Source organism: Streptomyces sp. NPDC002669 (genome assembly GCF_042889165.1).
In the GTDB taxonomy this organism is placed as follows: Bacteria; Actinomycetota; Actinomycetes; order Streptomycetales; family Streptomycetaceae; genus Streptomyces.
Window position 1 is genome coordinate 39,797 of sequence record NZ_JBIAQQ010000039.1, and the last position, 18,994, is coordinate 58,790.

The 18,994-nt window shown below is 68.7% G+C and carries 14 protein-coding genes; 4 read left to right on the forward strand and 10 right to left on the reverse strand.

Annotated features, from left to right (window positions below):
- Positions 1–55: 55 nt before the first annotated feature.
- The 3 genes from ACFYW1_RS35800 to ACFYW1_RS35810 all read right to left on the reverse strand — a co-directional run bounded on the left by ACFYW1_RS35800 (position 56) and on the right by ACFYW1_RS35810 (position 4,685).
- Positions 56–1,357: a lanthionine synthetase C family protein gene (locus ACFYW1_RS35800; protein ID WP_389003164.1), complete on the reverse strand. Its 1,302-nt coding sequence runs from the start codon at positions 1,355–1,357 to the stop codon at positions 56–58.
- Positions 1,354–4,431, reverse strand: a complete 3,078-nt coding sequence (locus ACFYW1_RS35805) for a lantibiotic dehydratase (RefSeq protein ID WP_389003167.1) — start codon at positions 4,429–4,431, stop codon at positions 1,354–1,356. The genes ACFYW1_RS35800 and ACFYW1_RS35805 overlap by 4 nt, the downstream gene beginning before the upstream one ends.
- Before the next feature lie 83 nt (positions 4,432–4,514).
- Positions 4,515–4,685 carry a hypothetical protein gene (locus ACFYW1_RS35810; protein ID WP_177328114.1) on the reverse strand — a complete coding sequence of 57 codons (171 nt, stop codon included), beginning with the start codon at positions 4,683–4,685 and terminating at the stop codon, positions 4,515–4,517.
- Between the two features lie 148 nt (positions 4,686–4,833).
- On the opposite strand from ACFYW1_RS35810, the gene ACFYW1_RS35815 reads away from it, so the two are divergent.
- Positions 4,834–5,061, forward strand: coding sequence for a helicase associated domain-containing protein (locus tag ACFYW1_RS35815; RefSeq protein WP_389003170.1), 228 nt, complete (start codon positions 4,834–4,836; stop codon positions 5,059–5,061).
- Between the two features lie 361 nt (positions 5,062–5,422).
- Here ACFYW1_RS35815 and ACFYW1_RS35820 read toward each other — a convergent pair whose 3' ends face one another.
- Positions 5,423–5,821 carry a DUF4240 domain-containing protein gene (locus ACFYW1_RS35820; protein WP_389003173.1) on the reverse strand — a complete coding sequence of 133 codons (399 nt, stop codon included), beginning with the start codon at positions 5,819–5,821 and terminating at the stop codon, positions 5,423–5,425.
- Between the two features lie 260 nt (positions 5,822–6,081).
- Between ACFYW1_RS35820 and ACFYW1_RS35825 the strand changes: the two genes are divergently transcribed.
- Entirely contained in the window at positions 6,082–6,216 is a 135-nt protein-coding gene (locus tag ACFYW1_RS35825) for a hypothetical protein (protein ID WP_389003175.1), read from the forward strand.
- 486 nt (positions 6,217–6,702) lie between these two features.
- On the opposite strand, the gene ACFYW1_RS35830 is transcribed toward ACFYW1_RS35825, so the two are convergent.
- The 6 genes from ACFYW1_RS35830 to ACFYW1_RS35855 all read right to left on the reverse strand — a co-directional run bounded on the left by ACFYW1_RS35830 (position 6,703) and on the right by ACFYW1_RS35855 (position 15,735).
- Positions 6,703–9,126 (reverse strand): endonuclease/exonuclease/phosphatase family protein, encoded by a 2,424-nt coding sequence (locus ACFYW1_RS35830; protein WP_389003178.1) that lies wholly within the window; start codon positions 9,124–9,126, stop codon positions 6,703–6,705.
- Between the two features lie 986 nt (positions 9,127–10,112).
- On the reverse strand, positions 10,113–12,113 hold the full coding sequence (locus ACFYW1_RS35835) for an alpha/beta fold hydrolase (RefSeq protein WP_389003182.1): 2,001 nt from the start codon (positions 12,111–12,113) through the stop codon (positions 10,113–10,115).
- A gap of 109 nt (positions 12,114–12,222) precedes the next feature.
- Complete coding sequence (locus tag ACFYW1_RS35840) at positions 12,223–12,723, reverse strand: GNAT family N-acetyltransferase (RefSeq protein WP_389003185.1); 501 nt, start codon at positions 12,721–12,723, stop codon at positions 12,223–12,225.
- Positions 12,724–12,973: 250 nt separating this feature from the next.
- Positions 12,974–14,014 carry an ABC transporter substrate-binding protein gene (locus tag ACFYW1_RS35845; RefSeq protein ID WP_389003188.1) on the reverse strand — a complete coding sequence of 347 codons (1,041 nt, stop codon included), beginning with the start codon at positions 14,012–14,014 and terminating at the stop codon, positions 12,974–12,976.
- Between the two features lie 52 nt (positions 14,015–14,066).
- Complete coding sequence (locus ACFYW1_RS35850; protein ID WP_389003192.1) at positions 14,067–14,930, reverse strand: ABC transporter permease; 864 nt, start codon at positions 14,928–14,930, stop codon at positions 14,067–14,069.
- Positions 14,920–15,735: an ABC transporter ATP-binding protein gene (locus ACFYW1_RS35855; protein WP_124720284.1), complete on the reverse strand. Its 816-nt coding sequence runs from the start codon at positions 15,733–15,735 to the stop codon at positions 14,920–14,922. Before ACFYW1_RS35855 ends, ACFYW1_RS35850 begins: the two co-directional genes overlap by 11 nt.
- A 218-nt stretch (positions 15,736–15,953) precedes the next feature.
- Here ACFYW1_RS35855 and ACFYW1_RS35860 point away from each other — a divergent pair, with 218 nt between their 5' ends.
- Both ACFYW1_RS35860 and ACFYW1_RS35865 read left to right on the forward strand, forming a co-directional pair.
- The gene (locus ACFYW1_RS35860; protein ID WP_389003196.1) at positions 15,954–17,552 is read left to right on the forward strand and encodes an ATP-binding protein; all 1,599 of its coding nucleotides are present in this window, start codon (positions 15,954–15,956) and stop codon (positions 17,550–17,552) included.
- Positions 17,549–18,247, forward strand: coding sequence for a response regulator (locus ACFYW1_RS35865; protein ID WP_389003199.1), 699 nt, complete (start codon positions 17,549–17,551; stop codon positions 18,245–18,247). The genes ACFYW1_RS35860 and ACFYW1_RS35865 overlap by 4 nt, the downstream gene beginning before the upstream one ends.
- Positions 18,248–18,994 lie beyond the last annotated feature (747 nt).

Consider the following 18,994-nt stretch of genomic DNA (forward strand, 5'->3'; position numbering starts at 1 on the left):
CTGACCACCGCATGTCTGTTTTCCCCACCTGTTCCGATCGTCCGCCGGGCTGCTGTCAGGCCAGCAGGAGCGCCGCGTCCCACGGCGCTGCCTCGGTGCTTCCCGAGGCATAGGCGTCCAGCGCCAGGACGACGCCGGTGGCGCCGTCGAGGAAACCCGGGAGTGCGAGCGTCGTCCGCCCGTCTTCGTCCGGGTATCCGAACCCGAAGGGTTCCCGTTCGTCGTGGAGCCGGAGAACCACATCAGCGATCTCTTCACGAACGCGGTTCACCTCCTCGGCATGTGGCCCCGTCGCGAAGAACTTGAGGCAGTTGAGCGCACCGGCCCAGCCGTGGCAGAGCCCGGCGCTGCTCACCGGCCATTGGTCCAGCGGTACGCGGATCATGGATTCCACGGCCGAATGGGCCAGCAGGCGCAGTTCCTCCTGGCCTGTCGCGTCCGCCGCGAGACGCAGCGCGGAGGCGATGCCGAGGGTGCCGTAGCACCACGCCGTTCTTCCGCTCTCCTCGTCGCCGTCACCGGAAAGCCACGCGTCCCACGGGATGAAGTCGGGCCAGTGGACGCCGTGTTCCCCGATCCGGGCGCGATTCCGGTAGACGTCGGCCAGCATCTCCATTGTTCTCAGCTGGCCGGGTACGGACACCCCCTGCTTGTGGGCGAGGGCCAGAAGTGCCAGCGGGCCGGCGATGCCGTGCGACATGCCGAGGTTCAGGTTGCCGTCGCGTGGCGAGGCGACGAGTCCGCCGCGCGGTCTCGTCAGCGTCCAGTAACCGGGGAGGTGGTGGCCGTCGACGGAGCGGCTCGTTCCGAGAGCGACCAGTGTTTTCAGGACCGACACGAGGGTGTCCCGCATCGGGGCGCCCCTCAGCAGGGCGTACCGGCCCACGCCCGCCAGTCCGCTGATGGCGTCGAAGCGGGCCCGGTCTCCGATGGGATCGTGTTCGACGGAGGTGCGCACCGCTGCCACGATGCCGCCCAGTGAAGCGTCGAGCCGCTGCAGGGCGCTTCCGTATCCGTTGCCGCTCCCGCGGCACAGGAGGATCGACAAGGCCAGGCCGCTGATCCCGGAGTGGAGGCCGGGGTCATTGGCCGGACTGCGCCGCAGCAACTGGACGGCCGTGGTGAAATGCCGGTGTGACACGTGGTCCATCCGCAGGGCGGGAGGCGCGCAGTCACCGAAGAGGAGGGCCACGCCGGGCAGTCCACTGCCCAGGCTCCGCATCTGTGCCTCCAGTTGCGCCGGGGTCGCGTCGTCGCCCAGCGATTCGGTGAACGTCCTCATGACGGACGCGGGATCGGTGAGTTCGGCCGAGACGTCCCGGCAGATTCGGCGCACACGGCTGGTTCTGTCGGTCATCGGTGTCGCAGCCTTCGCGCCGCGTGGCCGAGCAGGATGAGGCTCCGTTCCTCGTTCTCCGGGTTCACACCGACGAGACGGTTGTGCTGCATGTGGAGAAGGCTGGAGATGGCGTAGTTCTGCTGCTTCTCGGAGAATCGGGACGGGTCCCGCGAGATGCTCTCGCGGTAGCCGCGCGCAGCAGCGTTGTCTCCCCAGGCTCGTACCAGGTCGAGCGCCGGAAGGCGTTCGGTGACGCTCCGTGCGACGTCCTTGGCCGTCACGATCCGGCACACCTCGTCGATCTGGTCGCGCCCGACGGCCCCGTCCCTGGACTTCATGAACCGTTCCGCCGCCCACGTGGTCCAGTCCACCCCGAGGGCCTCCAGCAGGGACGCGTAGTCGGCCACCAGGACGGTGTTCGCGGTGACGTCGAGGGCCTTGGCACGGTTCAGCAGACGGATCTGGTTGACGGCGACCTGGCTGTCGACGCAGAAGATCCTCTCGGCGAGCGACAGTGCCTCGGGCCCGCCGTAGCGCTCGGTCTCCGGCTCGTAGGATTCGGCACCGACCCGGCGGAGGAGTCCCTTGCGGACGAGTGCTCGCAGGTTCTCGTACAGCCGCTCGTGCATCCGTCCCGTCGTCCTCGCGTCGGCGCTGTGCAGACGCAGGCGGATGTGCGGCTCCGGATCGTTGAAGCGGATGAAGAACCACTGGTCGGCCAGATCGGCCATCTCCCTTATGACGTGCGGAAGATGGCGTGTGATCAGCTCGTCATGGGTGTCGAGATCGGCGTACAGCCGTACGTACGCCCAGTCGCCGCCGAGATCGTGACGCACGGGCTCGATCACTGCCGGTGGGTGCGGCGGCCGGGGCTCGTCCGTGCCGGCCCTCCCGCGCAGCGGAACCACGATCTCGTTGGACCGGCCCTGGAGCCAGCCGAAGTCCTCCTCGCCCGTGCCCGGTACCTCCATCAGGGTGATCCCGCCCTTGAGCAGGTCGCGACGGAGGATCTCGCGGTGGAAGGCTTCGTCGAGGTCCAGCGCGTAGACACGGTCCTGGTCCACGACGCCGACCCGTCGGTCGACGCGTGACGTCTCTCGCCACTGCGGGACCGCCTCGTGCCAGGCCGAGGGGTCTCCTGCGGACTGGCGCAGAGCAGGGGTCGCACGCCAGGTCCTGGGAAAGGCGACGACCTTGCCGATACGGACGCGCGGCAGCACGGGCAGCGCGTCGTACCCCTTCCAGTTCCATTCGCGCCAGGCCTTCCGGCCGCTCGTGTAGCGCAGTTCGCTGAGGAACCTCGCCAGGTTCGGCGCGCCTCCCTGCAGCGCGAGCATGTGCGGGACGAAGGGATGCACCTCCGCGTCCTCACGCGGCCAGTGGAGGCGAAGCCTCGTTCCGTCGGAGTGGACGACGAGTTCTCGCCAGTCGATGGGGTGGCCGCCGTCCTCCCGGCCGACGAAGGTGCCGATGGGGAGGGTGAAGGGGACGAGGCGCGGAGTGCGCATCACGTTGCGGGCGCGCGTCGAGGTCGGCTCGAAGAAGACCTGCGCGTGAATGCCGGAGGAGTGACCGGACGGGTAGAGCGAGGCAAGTCGGTCCACGCTGCCGGTCAGTTCCGCGAACCGCCCCATGGTGGCGCCCATGACACGCGCGCCCACCAGCGGTGACGAGACCAGCTCGAAGTCACCGGCGTTCAGGGCGTCGGTGTCCCGGGCCTTGAGCTGGAAGCAGAGGTCCATGTCGTACGGAGGTGCCTGTGTGCTGTCCGCGAGCAGTTCCACATCGGACTCGTCCAGGACGACCTCTCCGTCCGGGTGTGTCAGTCCGCGGTGCAGCAGCACGGCCACGTGTTCCTCGCGCCGCGCCCGGCGGAGCTCGTCCTTCGTGCCCGTGAAGTCGGGGAAGACCCGGGAGTTGACGAGGGGGTGGCGGTAGCCGGTGGGGAAGCCCAGACCTCGGTGCGAGTCGATGAGCTGTTCGAGCCGGACCGCTCCGTACTTGCCGTAGCGGTCCATGAACGCGTAGAAGTACGACACCATGTGCGGGTGCGAGGGCTCGTCGGGGGTGATGCGCCACATCGTGGACGCGTACGACTCGATCTCCGCGAGCACGCCGGGCGGGACAGCGGCCCGGATCCCCGGGTCCAGGTCCACCTGGATGGCACCCTTGGCCGTCTCGGCGAGAGCTTTGGCCGTACGGGAGGCGGTCCTGAGCTCCTCGATACCTTCCGCCGAGTCCGGGCGCTCCTCGTAACGCCGCAGGCGGGTACGGAGCTCCCGCATCGTGTCGGACTCCGGACAGGTGCCGTCGTGCGGCAACTCGTCGAGGAGGTCGGAGCTCAGCGAGGTGAGCAGAACACCGTTCCGCACGAGCCCGAGGAGGTAGCGGTCGATCTGCTCGGCCGTGGTATCGGGCAGGGTGCCGGCCAGCCGGTCGACCAGTTCCGCGTACCGGATCGGCTTCGCCGCCACCTCACGGACGGTGGCCAGGAGCGGGGTCATGCGGATGCTCGCCTGGCCGCTGCCCTTCTCCCCCGTGCCGTCCGGGGCTTTCGTGCTGGGCAGCACGAGCCTGTCCCCGCGGACGTAGCCGAGGTTGGTGACGACGACAGTGAGCGCGTGACGCACGCCCGGGTACGCCAGCAGGGTCCGAGCCACCTCGGAGAACCATGCCTCGTCGAACCGTGCTCTCACACGGCGCTCCGTGTGCTCCACGCGCGCGGTGTCCGCCGTTTCCAGAACGGAGACTCCGGCGTGCAGGCCGAAAGGTGTCGGCCGGCCGGCTATGCGCAGGGCGTACTTGGTGAGCGAGACGGCCATCTTCATCAAGCGCTTCCGCGGCAGTTCCGCGCCCTCCAACAGCCGTTCCAACGTCTTGTCGAGAGACGGGCTCGACACCGCCACGGCATCACGGAGGCGTTGGTCCGATGCCAGGAGCCGGATCTGCGCCAGGAGTTCCGAGTCGCAAAAGTCGTATGCTTCGCTCGCCGGAGGCGAGGGAATTTCGGCCGGGTTTTGAGAAGTGGCCACCGCACGAAGCATCAGCGGTTCCCGTGACGTGAAATAGCCCGCCTTCATCCCTGCCTCCATAAGAATGATCTGCCAGGTCCGTGAAAAGAGGAATGAACCTCTTTTCACGGACCTGACATTTCTAAATATCCCTCAGGGGATGATTACGCGCAGCAGGTGCGCCAGCCGTTGGAGGTGCTGGACCCGTTGCCCATGCTGTCGACCGCACAGCTGTACATCTGGTCAGCCACGTCGCCGCTCGACATGAAATGGACGTCGAGGTCGAGGTCGCTCAGTTCCTCGTCAGCCGCTGCGATGAGAAGATCCGTGCTCATGATGCAACTCCCATTCATAGTCAGGGCGCGCATGGAAAGTAACGGAGATTTTCCGTGGCCCAATGGCCCGTACTCCTGCAAGGAAAAATATCCGCTACAGGCTTCCACGCCGAACGCCAGAACTTACCGCTCAAAAACCTAAGCTCCGATGATCACACGTGTCAACAGCCCCTCAAAAGGAGGGAGAGATTCCCCGGACTATGCCCCATATGCGAATATCGATCACGGAGGCCGTATCGGCGAGTACCCGCTCGGGCAGTGGGTCGCCGAGCAGCGCCGTGCCTACGGGGCCGGGGTGCTGGAGGCGAAGCGCGCGGTGGAGCTGAAGAGGCTCGGGATGGTGTGTTCCGAAACAGGAAGCAGTCCCCGGGTGTGAGCCGACCGCCGCCGGGGAAGGCAACAGTGGGAGCGCCCAGGACATGGGCTGCCCGGTCGCCCACCTGGCCGGTCTGACGATGCGACAGGTCGCCGAGCCGGAGATGTTCGTCGGCTTCGACGGCGACCTGGCCGGTGGGGCCGCCCGGGTCGCCGACCGGCTCCACGGCCCGCTCTCCCGGATCCACCCGTCCCCGGGCACGGGGCCTGGGGCCGCGGTTGCAGCACCCGGCCGTCCTGGCCCTGCTGTCGGTGTGTTCGCCGAAGTGCTCAAGTGTGGACGGGGGGAACGCGCCTACACGAAGGGCAGAGCCGAGCCCCGGGCTCCCCCCACGGTCGTGGGCGTCGGCGTCGCGTCCCGGTCAGGGGCCGGCTTCCACGGGGAAGAGGGCGTCGAGCCGCGGTGTGCGGATCCTCGCCCCGGCCTCTGTGACGGTGGGCTCGTCCCCGGGCCTCGCCCATGTCTCCCGAACGGCTTCCAGGGCCACGTAGTCGAGCGCCTCCCATTCCGGCCACTCCTCGTCACACCACCCCTGCGGGGAGCGCCCCGTCGGGGCCCGTACCCCGGCAATGTCGGCAAGGGTGTCCGGGTCAGCGAGCACAGCCTTGCAGGTCTCTCGTCCCCGGGCCACCAGCCGGAGCGCGAAGCCGTCGAAGCCGTCGTCGGAGCACGGGCCACTCTCGATCCGGCTCACCGCACGCCGCGGTGCGTCCGTGGCGAGCGCCTCGCACGCGGCCTCCAGATGCGCCTGGAACTCCACCCTCTCCGCGGTCGGCCGGCACCGCAACTCCCCGCGCAGCCACTCCAGCCGTCCGTGCCGGCCACCAGGGCAACGGCCCAGCTCGTCCTGAGCTCCCAGAAGGTCTCCTCGTCCATGCCGCCCAGGATCACAACCACCACTGACACACCCGAGAACCCCTGCGAGAACAGCAGTATCGGTGTTGTGGCTGAGCGCGGTGACGAGGGCCGGGGGGCGGAAACCAGTGGCGCTGGTGCAAGTGACCGGTTGAGGATGACGGGATGGACACGCAGCAGGTGACCTTGCGGAAGATGACACCGGCGGAGTACCACGCGGCGGCTGAGCACCGTGAAGCGGAGTCGGTTCATGCGCTCAGCAAGTTCATGCCGGAAGAGCCGGCACGCGAGCGGGAGTGAACCATCGGACCGGTCCCCTACGTCGTAGGCCGACCCGCGCAATGTAAAGCCCCAGGTCAAAGATGCCCTCGTATGGCGACTCCCAGCGGAGCGAACAGGTGATTCTCATGTACCCGCATCAGTAGTTCTCACAGCCTGTCCGAAACGGCCTCGCATCTTCCTATAGCCAAAGCCAAGACACGCCATTTCGAATGACATTGGGATGAGACCCGCCTACGGCAGGGAAGTGGGAGTCAGCATCCGCTGCATGCCGTACTACAACCGACACCGCCGGCACTTTGCACCCCGCCCCCTCACACCGGCCGAGCCCGAACAACAAATGATCACATCACTTACGCCGTCACCCACCACATGAAACCTGGTGCCCGCTCCCGGGGACCAAACCCAACGTGCCACCTCTGTACCAGATATGGACAGACCGGTGGAACAAGAAGCTCCCCCGCCCGGTCGGGGACCGGACGGGGGAGGCGCGAGGGGCAGGCCGGGTCAAGGCTTGACGCGGACCACCTGCGGGTCGTGGTCGGATGCCTGGGTGGCGAACTCGCTGTTGATGTGGACGACGTCGTAGCGAGTCTGCTGCGGCTTGAACGCGGGGCTGACCAGGATGTGGTCGAGCACCTGCGAGTTGCCCTGGTAGACGTACGAGTAGCGCTCAGAGGCGGGCAGTTCGTTCACCAGGTCACGCAGGACGCCGCCCTTGGTGAGGGTCTGGAGCGCGGGCGAGAACTGGTAGTCGTTGAAGTCGCCGAGGGAGACCACCCGGGCGCCGGGGTCGGCGGCCAGGAGTTTGGCGACGAAGGCCCGCTCGACCTCGGCCTGCTTGACGCGCTGCACCTCGGAGCTGCGGGTCGGGGCCTGGAAGCGGCTGTCCAGGCCCTGGTCGCCGCCCTTGCTGTTGAAGTGGTTGGCGATCACGAAGACCGGCTTGTTGTGGAACTTGAACTGACCGACCAGTGGCTTGCGGCTGCTGTTCCATGCCTCGTCGGCCGGGTCGATCCGGCCCGGGGAGGCGGTCAGCGAGGTGCGCTTGCCGGTGCCGGTCACGTCGACGGCGGTGGTGGAGTCGCCGCCGGGTATGTCGGTGAAGGAGACCCGGTCGGGGTTGAACAGGAACACCTGGCGGATGTTGCCGCCGGGCTCGCCGCCGTCCTTGCCGTTCACCGGGTCGACGGAGCGCCAGTCATAGGCGGGGCCGCCGGCCGCCTTGATCGCCTCGACGAACTTGGTGACGGTGGCACCGGCCGTGACCGTGCCGTCGTTGACCGGGCCGTTGTCGTCCTGGACCTCTTCCAGGGCCAGGATGTCGGGCGAGCGCAGGTTCGTGACGATGCCGGCCGCCAGCTCGGCGAACTTCTCGTCCGGGTCACCCGGGTCGAGGTTCTCGACGTTGTACGTACCGATCGTGAGCTCGCTCGGCAGGCCGGCCGGGGTGACCTCCCGCTCCAGGCCGCCCGACCGGACGGTGCCGAGCCGGGTGGCCTGCACCGCGTAGCCGCCGAACTTGGTGTAGTCCAGTGGGCCTCCGGTGGCGCCGGTGAGCCGGTCGCCGACATCGGCGGCCGGGAAGTCTGCGGCCTGGCCCAGCGACTGGACCATGAGCCGGCCGGCGTTCTGCTGGTCGTATCCGAGGTACACGGACCCGCCGCGGGACGAACGCGGGTCCTGCTCGCGGGCGTTCACCCACAGCTCGTGGTACGAGTTGCTGGCCTGCGTCACCGGTACGTCGCGGACCTCGACGTTCATGCCCTCCAGCGACTCGTACAGGTCGAGCGCGTAGGTGCCGGGCCGCAGCGGCAGGGACTCGATCGAGCCGCCCGCCGCGTCCGGTGCGTACGCCGCCGGGACGGCCGAACCGTCCAGCACCACTGCGGCGGGCACCTGGTTGTCCGAGGAGACCACGGTGGTCTTGGGGTTGGCCAGCTCGGTGAGGGACTGCGAGCCGCCCGAGCTGTTCGGGTAGTACTCGGTGACCTTGGCCGTGACCAGGACCGAGTCGCCGACCTTGACGGCCGGTCCGGTGCCGCCGGTGTAGACGAAGACGCCCTCGCTGGTGGCCGGGTCGGCGTCCGGGTTCGGGTCCTGGATCCAGAATCCCTTGGTGCCGTACGTACGGATGCCGGTGACGATGCCGGGAACGCCCACGACCGTCTTGCCGACCATCGGTGAGAGGCGGGTGGCGCCCTGGATGTCGTGGACGCGTACCGGGCCGGGCTCGGTCGGGCCGGTGTCGCCCCCTCCGGAGCCGCCCCCGGGGGCGGTCTCGCCCTTGCTGTTGACCGGGGTGGGCTCGCCGGCCTGGAAGTCGGCGGCGTTGTCGTCGGTGTCGGCGAGAGACGCGGCGCGGGCCACCGAGGTGCTGTTGGAGGCGCCCGGGGCGGCGCCGGAGCCCTCGTGGACCACGGCGGTGCCGAAGCCCACCAGGTCGACGACGCGCGGATCCGCGGCGCAGTCCGCGGCGGTCTTGCAGGTCAGCGCCTCGGTGCCGTTGACAAGCGCGATGGTGCCCGTGGTGGCGGACAGGGCCAGACTGCCGGTGGCATCGGCGGTCGGCAGGCCCACGGTGCCGCCCGTACCCGCCGCCTCGGCGACCAGGTAGCGGGCACCGGCGGCGACCGTGCCGCTCAGCGGGGTGACCCCCCACTTGCTGCTGGCGCCGGGGCTGCCCGGCAGGTACTGCACGCTGTGGCCGGCCAGACCGAAAGCGGCCCCGGACGGGTTGGCGAGTTCGATGAAGTCGTTCTTCAGCGTCGCGCCGGAGTTGCCGCCACCGCCGTAGACCTCGGCGATGACCGCGCCCGCGGACGGGGTGGCGACCGCACCGGGCAGCGGGACGAGTACCAGCGACGCGGTGACGGCGGCGGGCAGGGTGGCGCGCAGCAGTGTGCGGCGGGCGGGGAGAGATCTGGGCACCGTTGCGGTACTCCTTACGTGGCAGGACACAGCCTGGGCACCTCGGCGCCAGGAGCAGTGAAGGATCGTCAAAGTGGTGGCGGAGGACGCTTGAGGACGCCTCGCACAGATCCAGGAGCTGAAGATACGCGCGTAGAATGTGGCGTAACAAGGCTTCGGACATGAACTTCTCGCCACCATGTCGCCCTGTCCGGTCGCTGTTCCCGCAGGCCGGGTCGGCCGCGGACGGGAGCCGTACCGAATACGAGCGCGTTTCCTTCCGCCACTGGGTCGACGAGGGCGGTGGCTGCCGCTCCCTGCGGATTGTCCGCACTCCCGGCTCGGGCCGGGGTCTGCCGTCACGATGTGCACGCAGCCGACAAAACGAGCTTCACGAAGCGGCGGCCGAAGGGGGGTGACGCTCACTGGTTCCCGGCGTCCGCCCAGCCACCCGCGCCCCCGCCGCGGACCTGGAAAAGGAGGACCACATGTTCCGCATCTCCATACCGGCCTGTCCGGTCTGCTCCCCCGCCCAGCGCCCCGCCGCCGACGGCCGGCGCATCCCCGTCCCCTGCGGCGGCTGGGAGCCCCCCTCCGCACCACCATGCAGCCACTTGATGCGGCCGTTCCCGACCCCGCGCCGATCTGCCCGATCGGTGCGGCAGGCTCGGGTGAGCGGACCTGGGCGAGTACCTGGCCGACCACGCGGGTCCTGGAGCTGGACGCCTTCAGGGCGGTGGTCTCGGATGACTTCTCTGTCAAGTCCAGCGTGTTGAACAAGAGCTGATCGGACCCTTTGGTGAGGGAGCGAGGTGGACCATTTCCATGGCGTGTCCACGGTGATCCGGGCGACCCGCGGATTCGATCCCGCGAGGATGACCAACGGGCGGAAGAGACACGTTGCGGACGACACGAAGGACTTCCCCGTGAGGGTCATCGTGATGCCCGCCGACGTGCAGGGCCGGGAGGCCGCCCCGCGAACTGCTCTGGCGCGTTCGAATGATCGGTCAGAGCATGCCGGGGCGCCGCCATTCCTGTCCGAGGACATGGTGGTCGAGGAAGTTCAGCACCGTCTCGTACATGAGGCGAATGTGGTTCGGCGCCCCGATCCCGTGGCCCTCGTCCGGAAAGTACAGGAAGCTGACGGGCGTCCCGAGCCGCTGCAGATCGCTGTGCAGGCTCAGTGCCTGGCCCATCGGGACGCGGTGGTCCTTGCCGCCGTGCACGATCAGCATCGGCGTCGTCACCTTCGCCGCGTGGAAGTGTGGCGAATTGGCTTCGTACCGTTCGCGCCGCGTCCGTGGGTCGCCGAAGATCTTCCGGAAATATGCGTGCATCTCTGTGTCGATCTGGAACGCCTCGAGGTTCCACATCCCGGCGTGGGTGACGATCGCCTTGAAGCGGTCGGTGAGGGTCGCGACCCGGTTGGCCAGGTAGCCGCCGTAGGACCAGCCGACGAGGCCGGTCCGGGTCGCGTCGAGATCGCCGCGTGCCAGTGCCGCGTCCGTCAGCGCGATGAGATCACGGTAGGGCTGACCGCCGTACTGGCCCCGGCCTCGCTCCTGCATGCGTTGCCCGTAGCCGGTGGACAGCGCCGGATCCGGTAGCAGTACTGCGTAGCCGCAGGCCGCGAACGGCCATGGGTTCCACAACCACGTCCAGGCGCTCCAGGACATCTGTGGTCCACCGTGGGGAGCGATGATCAGCGGCGCCGGGCGCTCGGCCGAGGCACCCTCGGGCAGCGCGAGCCAGGCGCGCAACGGGAAACCGTCGTCCGCCTCGACGTGCACTTCGGTCAGCGTGCCGGGAAGCGAGTCGAGGTCGCCGGGGCCCCTGAGGAAGGCGGGGTGTTGATCGGCTGTGACGGCGTCCAGCCGGACCACTCGAGGCGGGCTGTCGATCGTGCTGCGCAGTGCGTAGAGGGTGGACCCATCGGGCGACACGCAGAGCGAGGCGTAGGCACCGGAGGCGGTCAGGCGGGTGATCGTGCCGTCTGCGCCGCGGCGGAAGATCGGGCAGTGGCCCCGTTCGTCACCGGTGAACCACAGCGTGGCGTCCCCGCGGATCGGCGAGAGGACCGCCCTTCCGGGCCACGGCCAGTTGTCGAACTCCGGCAGGAGGTCGGTCTCTTCACCCGAAGCCAGGTCGCATGCGACCAGTGTGACTCGCCACTCCGTGTCGTAGGTCTCCTCTTGCTGGCGCTGGCAGACCAGCGCCGAGCCATCGGCGGTGAACGCCAGGCGGTAGTACTGATGACCAGGGCGCGAGAGGGTGTGGCGCTCGACGCCGGTGGCCGCGTCGGCGACCACCACGACATTCGTGTCGGGAGCGCGGCCCGTCGCGGCCCGCGTGTAGGCCACCAGCGATCCGTCCGGCGAGAGCGCCGTATCTCCTGTGCCCGCCAGACCCTGGCTGCCGGCGTTCACCGGGGCCCCGTCGGAGTGCAGGACGAAGGTGTGGGGTTCATCGGGGCCGGGGCCTGCGCCAAAGGCGCAGGTCGTGGTCGCCTCGTACAGAACTGCGTTGACCATGGCGCTCTCGCGCTCACGAAGAAGTTCGGCGTATGCCTCGGCATTCACCGCGCCAGGCAGCAGATCAGCGGTGTAGGCGACCGTGCGGGCATCCTTGGCGACGGCGAAGGCGGATATACCTCCCGGGTAGTGGGCGATCTGCCTGGCCTCGCCGCGGTCCGGCAGTGCCCACAGTCCCACGCCCTGGCTCTCGCTCTTTTCAGCGGCGGAATCAGTGTTCTCGCGGCCGGAGAGGAACAGCAGTGTGCCGTCGGCGGCGAAAGCGGGAGCAAAGTCGCCCTGCACGGACTGGGCCACGAGGCGACTCTCGCGCTCGCCCGAGGGGTCCACCTCCCATAATCTCGAAACGTACCTGGTTCCCTGGTCGTTGATGGTCTGCACGGACGCGATCAGGTGCGTTCCGCTGGGCGCCAGGACCAAGTCGGTCAGACGGGGGTGGGTGGCGAACAGGTCGTGGAACGAGGTGGCATCGTCCAAGGCACGGATCATGACGATCATCCTGCCCGCCGGCGTCGAACTGTGACAGGGGTCGGCAGGGGTGCCTCCGACGTGGTGGAGCCACTTCGGACTGACCGCAGCGTGTCTCCTACGGCAGGGAACGGGTGAGCCACACCAGCTCGCCACTGTCTTCGGCCGAGACGTGGTCGCGCTGGAACCCAAGCTTTTCGAGGACGTGAAACGATGGTGCGTTCCAGGGACGCACCGTCGACCAGAGCCGTTTCCGCCCTGTCGCGATCGCCGCGTCGAGCACCGCGGACGCCGCCTCGGTGGCATAGCCCTGTCCGTGCACGCGCCGGAACAACTCGTAGGCGATCTCCGGCTCGTCAGCGGAAGCCCGACCGACAGTGAGCCCGCAATACCCGATGAAATCGCCCACATCGCGGCGGATGACGGGCAGCAGAGCAATCCCTGTCAGCGCCGACGCAGCCCGCTGATCCTCGATCATCCGCCGGTTGTCTTCGATCGACGGCATGCCACCACCCCGTTCGGCGACGAGCACGCGATGGGCATCGATGTCGGGCTCGGTCCACTGACGCAACGTCAGTCGAGCGGTATCGAGTTGGAGCGGCATCGGCGAATACGGCATGGCGACACCCTACCGACGCCGTTCCCCGAGCCGGGGCGACCGAGGCCATGTGAAACGGACAACTGCGGCCTGTCTCGACGAACCGAGCCCACACATCACGCAGGTCAGCGAGACGCAGCACAAGGAAGCGGGTTGAAAACACTTACGAGTTGGTGCGCCGTTGCTGCGGAGCGGCCCGCCCTCATGGACGAGCCGCCCGATTACCGGCGCCCGCGCCGCCCGCGGGCACGGGTGCCTCCGGTGCCCGCGGTCAGTTCGCCTTCTCGACGAACTCCGTGGTGTACGTCTTGGCGAGGTCCACCTCGGCGTTCTTCAGGTTCGGGTTGAACGCCTTGAGGACCCGTTCGACGGTGGCGGGCCCGTCCGCAGGCATGACGCCGTCCTCGGTGAACATGGGCAGCGTGCTCTTGATCGCCTGCACGTAGAGAGCCTTGCCGCCGCCCTGGGCGTAGTCGGCGGGCATCTTCGCGGCGATCTCGTCCGCGCTGTGCGCAGACATCCACTTCAGGGTCCTGACGAAGGCGTTGGCCAGCTTCTGGACGGTCTTCTTGTGGCTGTTGACCCACTCGGTCTGCATGTAGAGGCTGGACGAGGGGTAGGGCCCGCCGAGCGCCTGCTCTGATCCCTCGGGCGTCCGCATGTCGATGAGGATCTTGCCGAGCTTCTTGTCCAGGATGGTGGCGACCGTCGGGTCGGTGGTCATGCCGCCCTGGATGGAACCCTGCTGGAGGGCGGAGATGAACGTCTGTCCGGCTCCCACCGCGACGGGGGTGAACTCACTGGTCTGCACGTCGCTGTTGACCGCGAGGTACTTGGTGAGGAAGTCGGTGGAGGAACCGATGCCGGTCACCCCGAGCTTCTTGCCCTTGAAGTCCTTTGCCGACCTGATCTCGTCCGCCGCCCGGTTGGACACGATCTCGACCTCGCCCGGGGCGTGGGAGAACTGGACGACGGACTCGACCTGCTTGCCCTTCACCTGGAGGTCGAGGGTGTGGTCGTAGAAGCCCACCGTGCCCTGGACGTCGCCGGAGACCAGTGCCGTCTCGGCCTGGACACCGGCGGGCTCGGTCAGGAGCTGGACCGACACGCCCTCCTCCTCGAAGTAGCCGAGCCGCTCGGTCAGCATCGCGGGCAGGTAGATGACCTTGTCGAGGCCCCCGACCATGATCTTGACCTTGTCGTTCTTGTCACCGGAGGCCGAGGTGGAGTCACCGCCGCCACAGGCGGTCAGGCTGGTCAGGGCGAGTACGCCTGCGACGGCGAGGGCCGGGATCCGGGTGGATGCGCGCATCTGATTCACGTCCTTGCGAGGAATGGGGCGGGGTAGGGAAGGCGACGGGGCGTCAGCGGGCAGAATCGGCGTCGGCCGGCTTCCAGCGGAAGAGCCGCTTCTCCAGGAAGGTCAGCAGCCCTTCGGCCAGCAGCGCGACGATCGCGAGGATGACCATCGCGGCGTAGACGCCGGCGGCGTTGAACGTGCCCTGGGAGGCGGCGACCAGCAGCCCGAGTCCCTTGGTGGCTCCGATGTACTCACCGACGATCGCGCCGATGAGTGCGAATCCGAAGCTCACGTGCAGGCTGGTGAAGATCCACGAGGTGGCGGAGGGAATGACCACCTGCAGGGTGACCTGACGGTTGCTGGCGCCCAGGATGCGGGAGTTGGCGACGAGGTTGCGGTCGACCTCCCGTGCGCCCTGGAAGGCGTTGAAGAAGACGGGGAAGAAGACGAGGACGACCGCGGAGGCGACCTTCGACGCCGGGCCGAGACCGAACCAGATGAGGAAGATCGGCGCGAGCACGATCCGGGGCAGCGCGTTGAGCACCTTGATGTACGGGCCGAGGACATCGGCGGCGAACCGGACCCGGCCCAGCGCGATCCCCAGCAGCACCCCGGCCACCACGCCGATGACCCAGCCGAGCAGCGCTTCGTAGAGCGTGTACCAGATCTGTTCCCAGAGGGAGCCCTGGGCGGTTCCATCGACGACCCAGGTGCGGATCTGGTCCCAGATCCTCGACGGCATGGAGAAGTTGAACGGGTCGATGACCGCCGTACGGGCCAGCCATTCCCAGAGCCCGACGACCGCGAGGAGCACCGCGACCCGGCTGGCCGCCACCAGGTACTTGCGGTTCCTGGCGGACCGTGCCCGGGCCCGGGCACGGTCGGTCTTGGTCACGGCGGCGCTCGCGGTGATGGTTTCAGGCGACATCGAGGGCACCCCTCTCGCGGGTGATGCGGACCTCTTCGCCGAGCGAGGACCAGATTTCCCGGTAGATCTCGACGAACCGGGGTTCCAGCCGTACCTGTTCGACCTTGCGGGGACGGGGCAGGTCGATCTCGAAGACCTCCTTGACCGTGGCGGGTCCCGCGGTCATGACCACGACCTTGTCGGCCAGCGCGATGGACTCCTCCAGGTCGTGGGTGACGAAGACGACGGAGGCGCCGGTGCCGGCCCACAGCTCCAGCAGTTCGTCCGACATCAGGGCCCGGGTCTGTACGTCGAGTGCGGAGAACGGCTCGTCCATGAGCAGGATCTCGGGGTCGTTGACGAAGGTGGCAGCGAGGGCGACGCGCTTGCGCTGGCCGCCGGACAGCTGGTGGGGGTAGCGGTCCTCGAAGGAGGAGAGACCGACCCTGGCGAGCCATTCCCGGGCCCGCTCCTTCGCCTCGGGCTTGGGCACGCCGCGGAAGCGGGGACCGGCCATCACGTTGGACAGTACGGTCCGCCAGGGGAAGACCGCGTCCTGCTGGAAGACGAAGCCGACCTTGTCACCTATGCCGCGCACCGGCTCCCCGGCCACCAGCACCTCGCCCTCGGTGGGCTCCTCCAGGCCGCTGACCAGGGTCAGTGTGGTCGACTTGCCGCATCCGGTGGGGCCCACCACGGCGACGAACTCGCCGCGCCCGATCGTGAGGTCCAGATCCCGTACGGCGGTGTGGAGCGCCCCCGACGGGGTCCGGAACGCTTTGCTCGCCCCCCGCAGCTCGATGGCGGGGCTCGTTTCGCTTTTCATGGAGCGGGACGCTAGAGGCGTCCCGCGGACCCGGGCACCCTTGCGCCCACAACTCATGGTTCTGCTCATAACGCGGGGTTCTGCTCGTTCTGCTCGCGCTCCGGCAACGAATGCGCCACGAGGACTGGTCATCGGCGACCACGACGTTTACGTTGCGTTCACACGAGGACGAAACGGAGCATCGTGCTCCTGGCCGGCGGAAGGCAGAAGGCGAGCACATGCGCATACATTGGCCGCGCCGTGTCTTCGCCCAGGTCCTCCTCACCCAGGTGACCATCACCACCGGTGTGATCACGCTCGTGACGGGGCTCTTCCTCGCTCCGCTCAGCCATCAGCTCGACAACCAGGCGATGCACCAGGCCCTGTCCATCGCCCAGACCGCCGCCGCCGAGCCCGGCCTGGTGCGCGATCTGACGAGCACCCGCCCCAGCCCCGGCGGACCGGTGCAGGCCGAGGCGGAGCGGATCCGGCGGGCCACCGGGGCGCTGTACATCGTCGTCATGGACACCCGCGGCGTACGCTGGTCGCACACCGACGCCACGCAGATCGGCAAGCACGTCTCGACCGATCCCAGCACGGCTCTGGGCGGCCGGGAGATCATGCAGATCGACGAGGGGACCCTGGGCCGGTCGGCGCGTGCGAAGGTCCCCCTCCGCGACCGGCACCGCAACATCGTGGGTGCCGTGTCGGTGGGTATCGCCTACGACAGCGTCCACGACCGGCTGCTGGGGGCCATCCCAGGTCTGCTGCTCTATTCCGGAGCGGCGCTCGCCGTGGGCGTGCTGGCCGCCCTGGCGGTGTCCCGGCGGTTGCAGCGCGCCACGCACGGACTCGCCTTCGCCGACATCTCCGCTCTGCTGGACGAGCGCGAGGCCATGCTGCACAGCATTCGCGAGGCGGTGCTGGCCCTTGATGCCCGGGGCCGGATCCGGCTGCTCAACGACGAGGCGCAGCGGCTGCTGGAGCTGGACCAGGACGCGGTGGGACGTGCCCTGGGCGAGGTGCTGCCGCCGGGCCGTACGGCGGAGGTGCTGACAGGACGGGTCGACGGCGCGAACCTGCTCACCGTCTGCCGGGGCCGGGTGCTGATCGCCAACCGCATGCCCACCGGGGACGGCGGGGCCGTGGTCACCTTGCGCGACCGCACCGAGCTGGAACTGCTCAGCCGTGAACTGGATTCCACCCACGGCCTGCTGGACGCGCTGCGCGCCCAGGACCACGAGCACGCCAACCGGCTGCACACCCTGCTGGGGCTGCTGGAGCTCGGCAGGCACGATGCCGCGGTGGAGTTCGTCGAGGAGGTGACCAGCAGCCACCGGGCTTCGGCGGAGCAGGTGGCGGAACGGGTCAACGACCCTTTGTTGTCTGCGTTGTTGGTGGGCAAGTCGGCCATCGCGGCGGAGCGGGGCGCCGCCCTGCGCATCTCGCCGAGCACCCGGCTCCCGGACGTGATGGTGGACCCTCGGGACCTGGTGACCGTCCTCGGCAACCTGATCGACAACGCGCTGGACGTCGCCACGCTCATCGAGGTCGAGCTGCTCGCCGAGGGCAGCACAGTGGTGCTGCGGGTCAGCGACAACGGTCCGGGCGTGCCTCCCGGGATGCGTGAGCAGATCTTCACCGAGGGCTGGACCACCAAGGAGTCCCTCGCGCACCGCGGACGCGGCCTGGGCCTGGCACTCGTCCGCCGGCTGGCCGAGCGCTACGGCGGCGTGGCCCGCATCACGGCTCGGGCGGGCGGCGGCGCGGTGTTCACCGTCGTCCTGCCCGAGGCACTCACCGTCCGGTCGCTGACAGAAGTGGGAGAGTCGCAATGATCGATGTCCTGGTGGTGGACGACGACTTCCGGGTTGCCGAGATCAATGCCGCGTACGTGGCCAGGGTTCCCGGCTTCCGGGTCATCTCCCGTGCGCACACCGCCGCTCAGGCACTGGCCTTCCTGGAACACGACCACGTCGACCTCGTGCTGCTCGACCACTACCTGCCGGACGAGACGGGGCTGACGCTGGTCCGGCGGCTGCGCCAGCTCGGCCACCCGGCCGATGTGATCATGGTGACCGCGGCCCGCGATGTGGCGACCGTCCGGACCGCCATGCGGTACGGAGCACTCCAGTACCTGGTCAAGCCGTTCAACTTCAGTGGTCTGCGGTCCAAGCTGGAGAGTTACGCGGCCCTGCGCCGGACCCTCGAAGGAGTGGGCGGGGGCCGGGGCGAGGCCGGACAGGAGCAGGTCGACCAGATCTTCGGTGCCCTGCGCACCATGGAGTCCGGCCCCGCGGCCGGGCTGCCCAAGGGACATTCCGCGCCCACCGCGGATGTCATCCGTCATGTCCTGTCGGCCGCGGAGGGGCCGCTCTCCGCGCACGAGGTCGCCACGCGGTCCGGTCTCAGCCGCTCCACCGCGCAGCGGTACCTCAAGTACCTGGAGGGCGCGGGCCGCATCAGTCTCAGCCTCAAGTACGGCGACACGGGCCGGCCCGAGCACCGCTACGCATGGGCGAGGACGAACTGAGGCACGCTCCGACCGGCCACCGCCCGGTGTTTCCCCATCCTGCGGCGGGCGTCCTCTCCGCGAGCGTGCGCAGGGCCGGCTTGATCTCCTCGGCGGCGCGGCCCCGGCTCCGTCGGTACGCGAAGGGCTCGGGCGCCGGCGGGGCCGGCAGGACGTCGACGAGGGCGTCGGGCCCCGGCTCACGCCTCGTCGACGAGCATGCGGACGTGTGCGTGGCAGAAGCCGTACGCCCGGTGGCGAACCGGGCGGAACCGGACTCGGCGCCCAGGGGGAGATGGACGTGCTGCTCCAGCGGGTCGGTCATCACGGCGCGGAAAGCGGCCGACTGCCGCGGGTGCAGGACCCCGGCCCCAGCGGGGGTCCGCAGCAGCTTCTCCTGGAGCGAGCGTTCGTGCTCGTCGGGGAGGACCGCGGGGGATCCCGGCGCGGTTCACGTAGCGGATCGCGCTCGCGCTCTCTCTCGGAACACGCACCCGGGCCCGAATCGGGCGGGCCGCCGGGTGACGAGCACGGACTCGGTCAACGCCCGGCGGACATCGGGGACGTCACTGCGACATGCACGGCGGGATGCCACGTCCCGGACAACGAACGCTACGCCCCACCATCACAAGAACATCCCAAAACACCGACTGGATAGGCCGGATGCCCTCTAACTGATCATTTCAGAATGAGATCGGTGTGTTGGCTTGGCAGTTGAGTGTTGTGTCGGCAGGATCTGCTGGGTGTCTGCTGATCTTGTGCCTGATG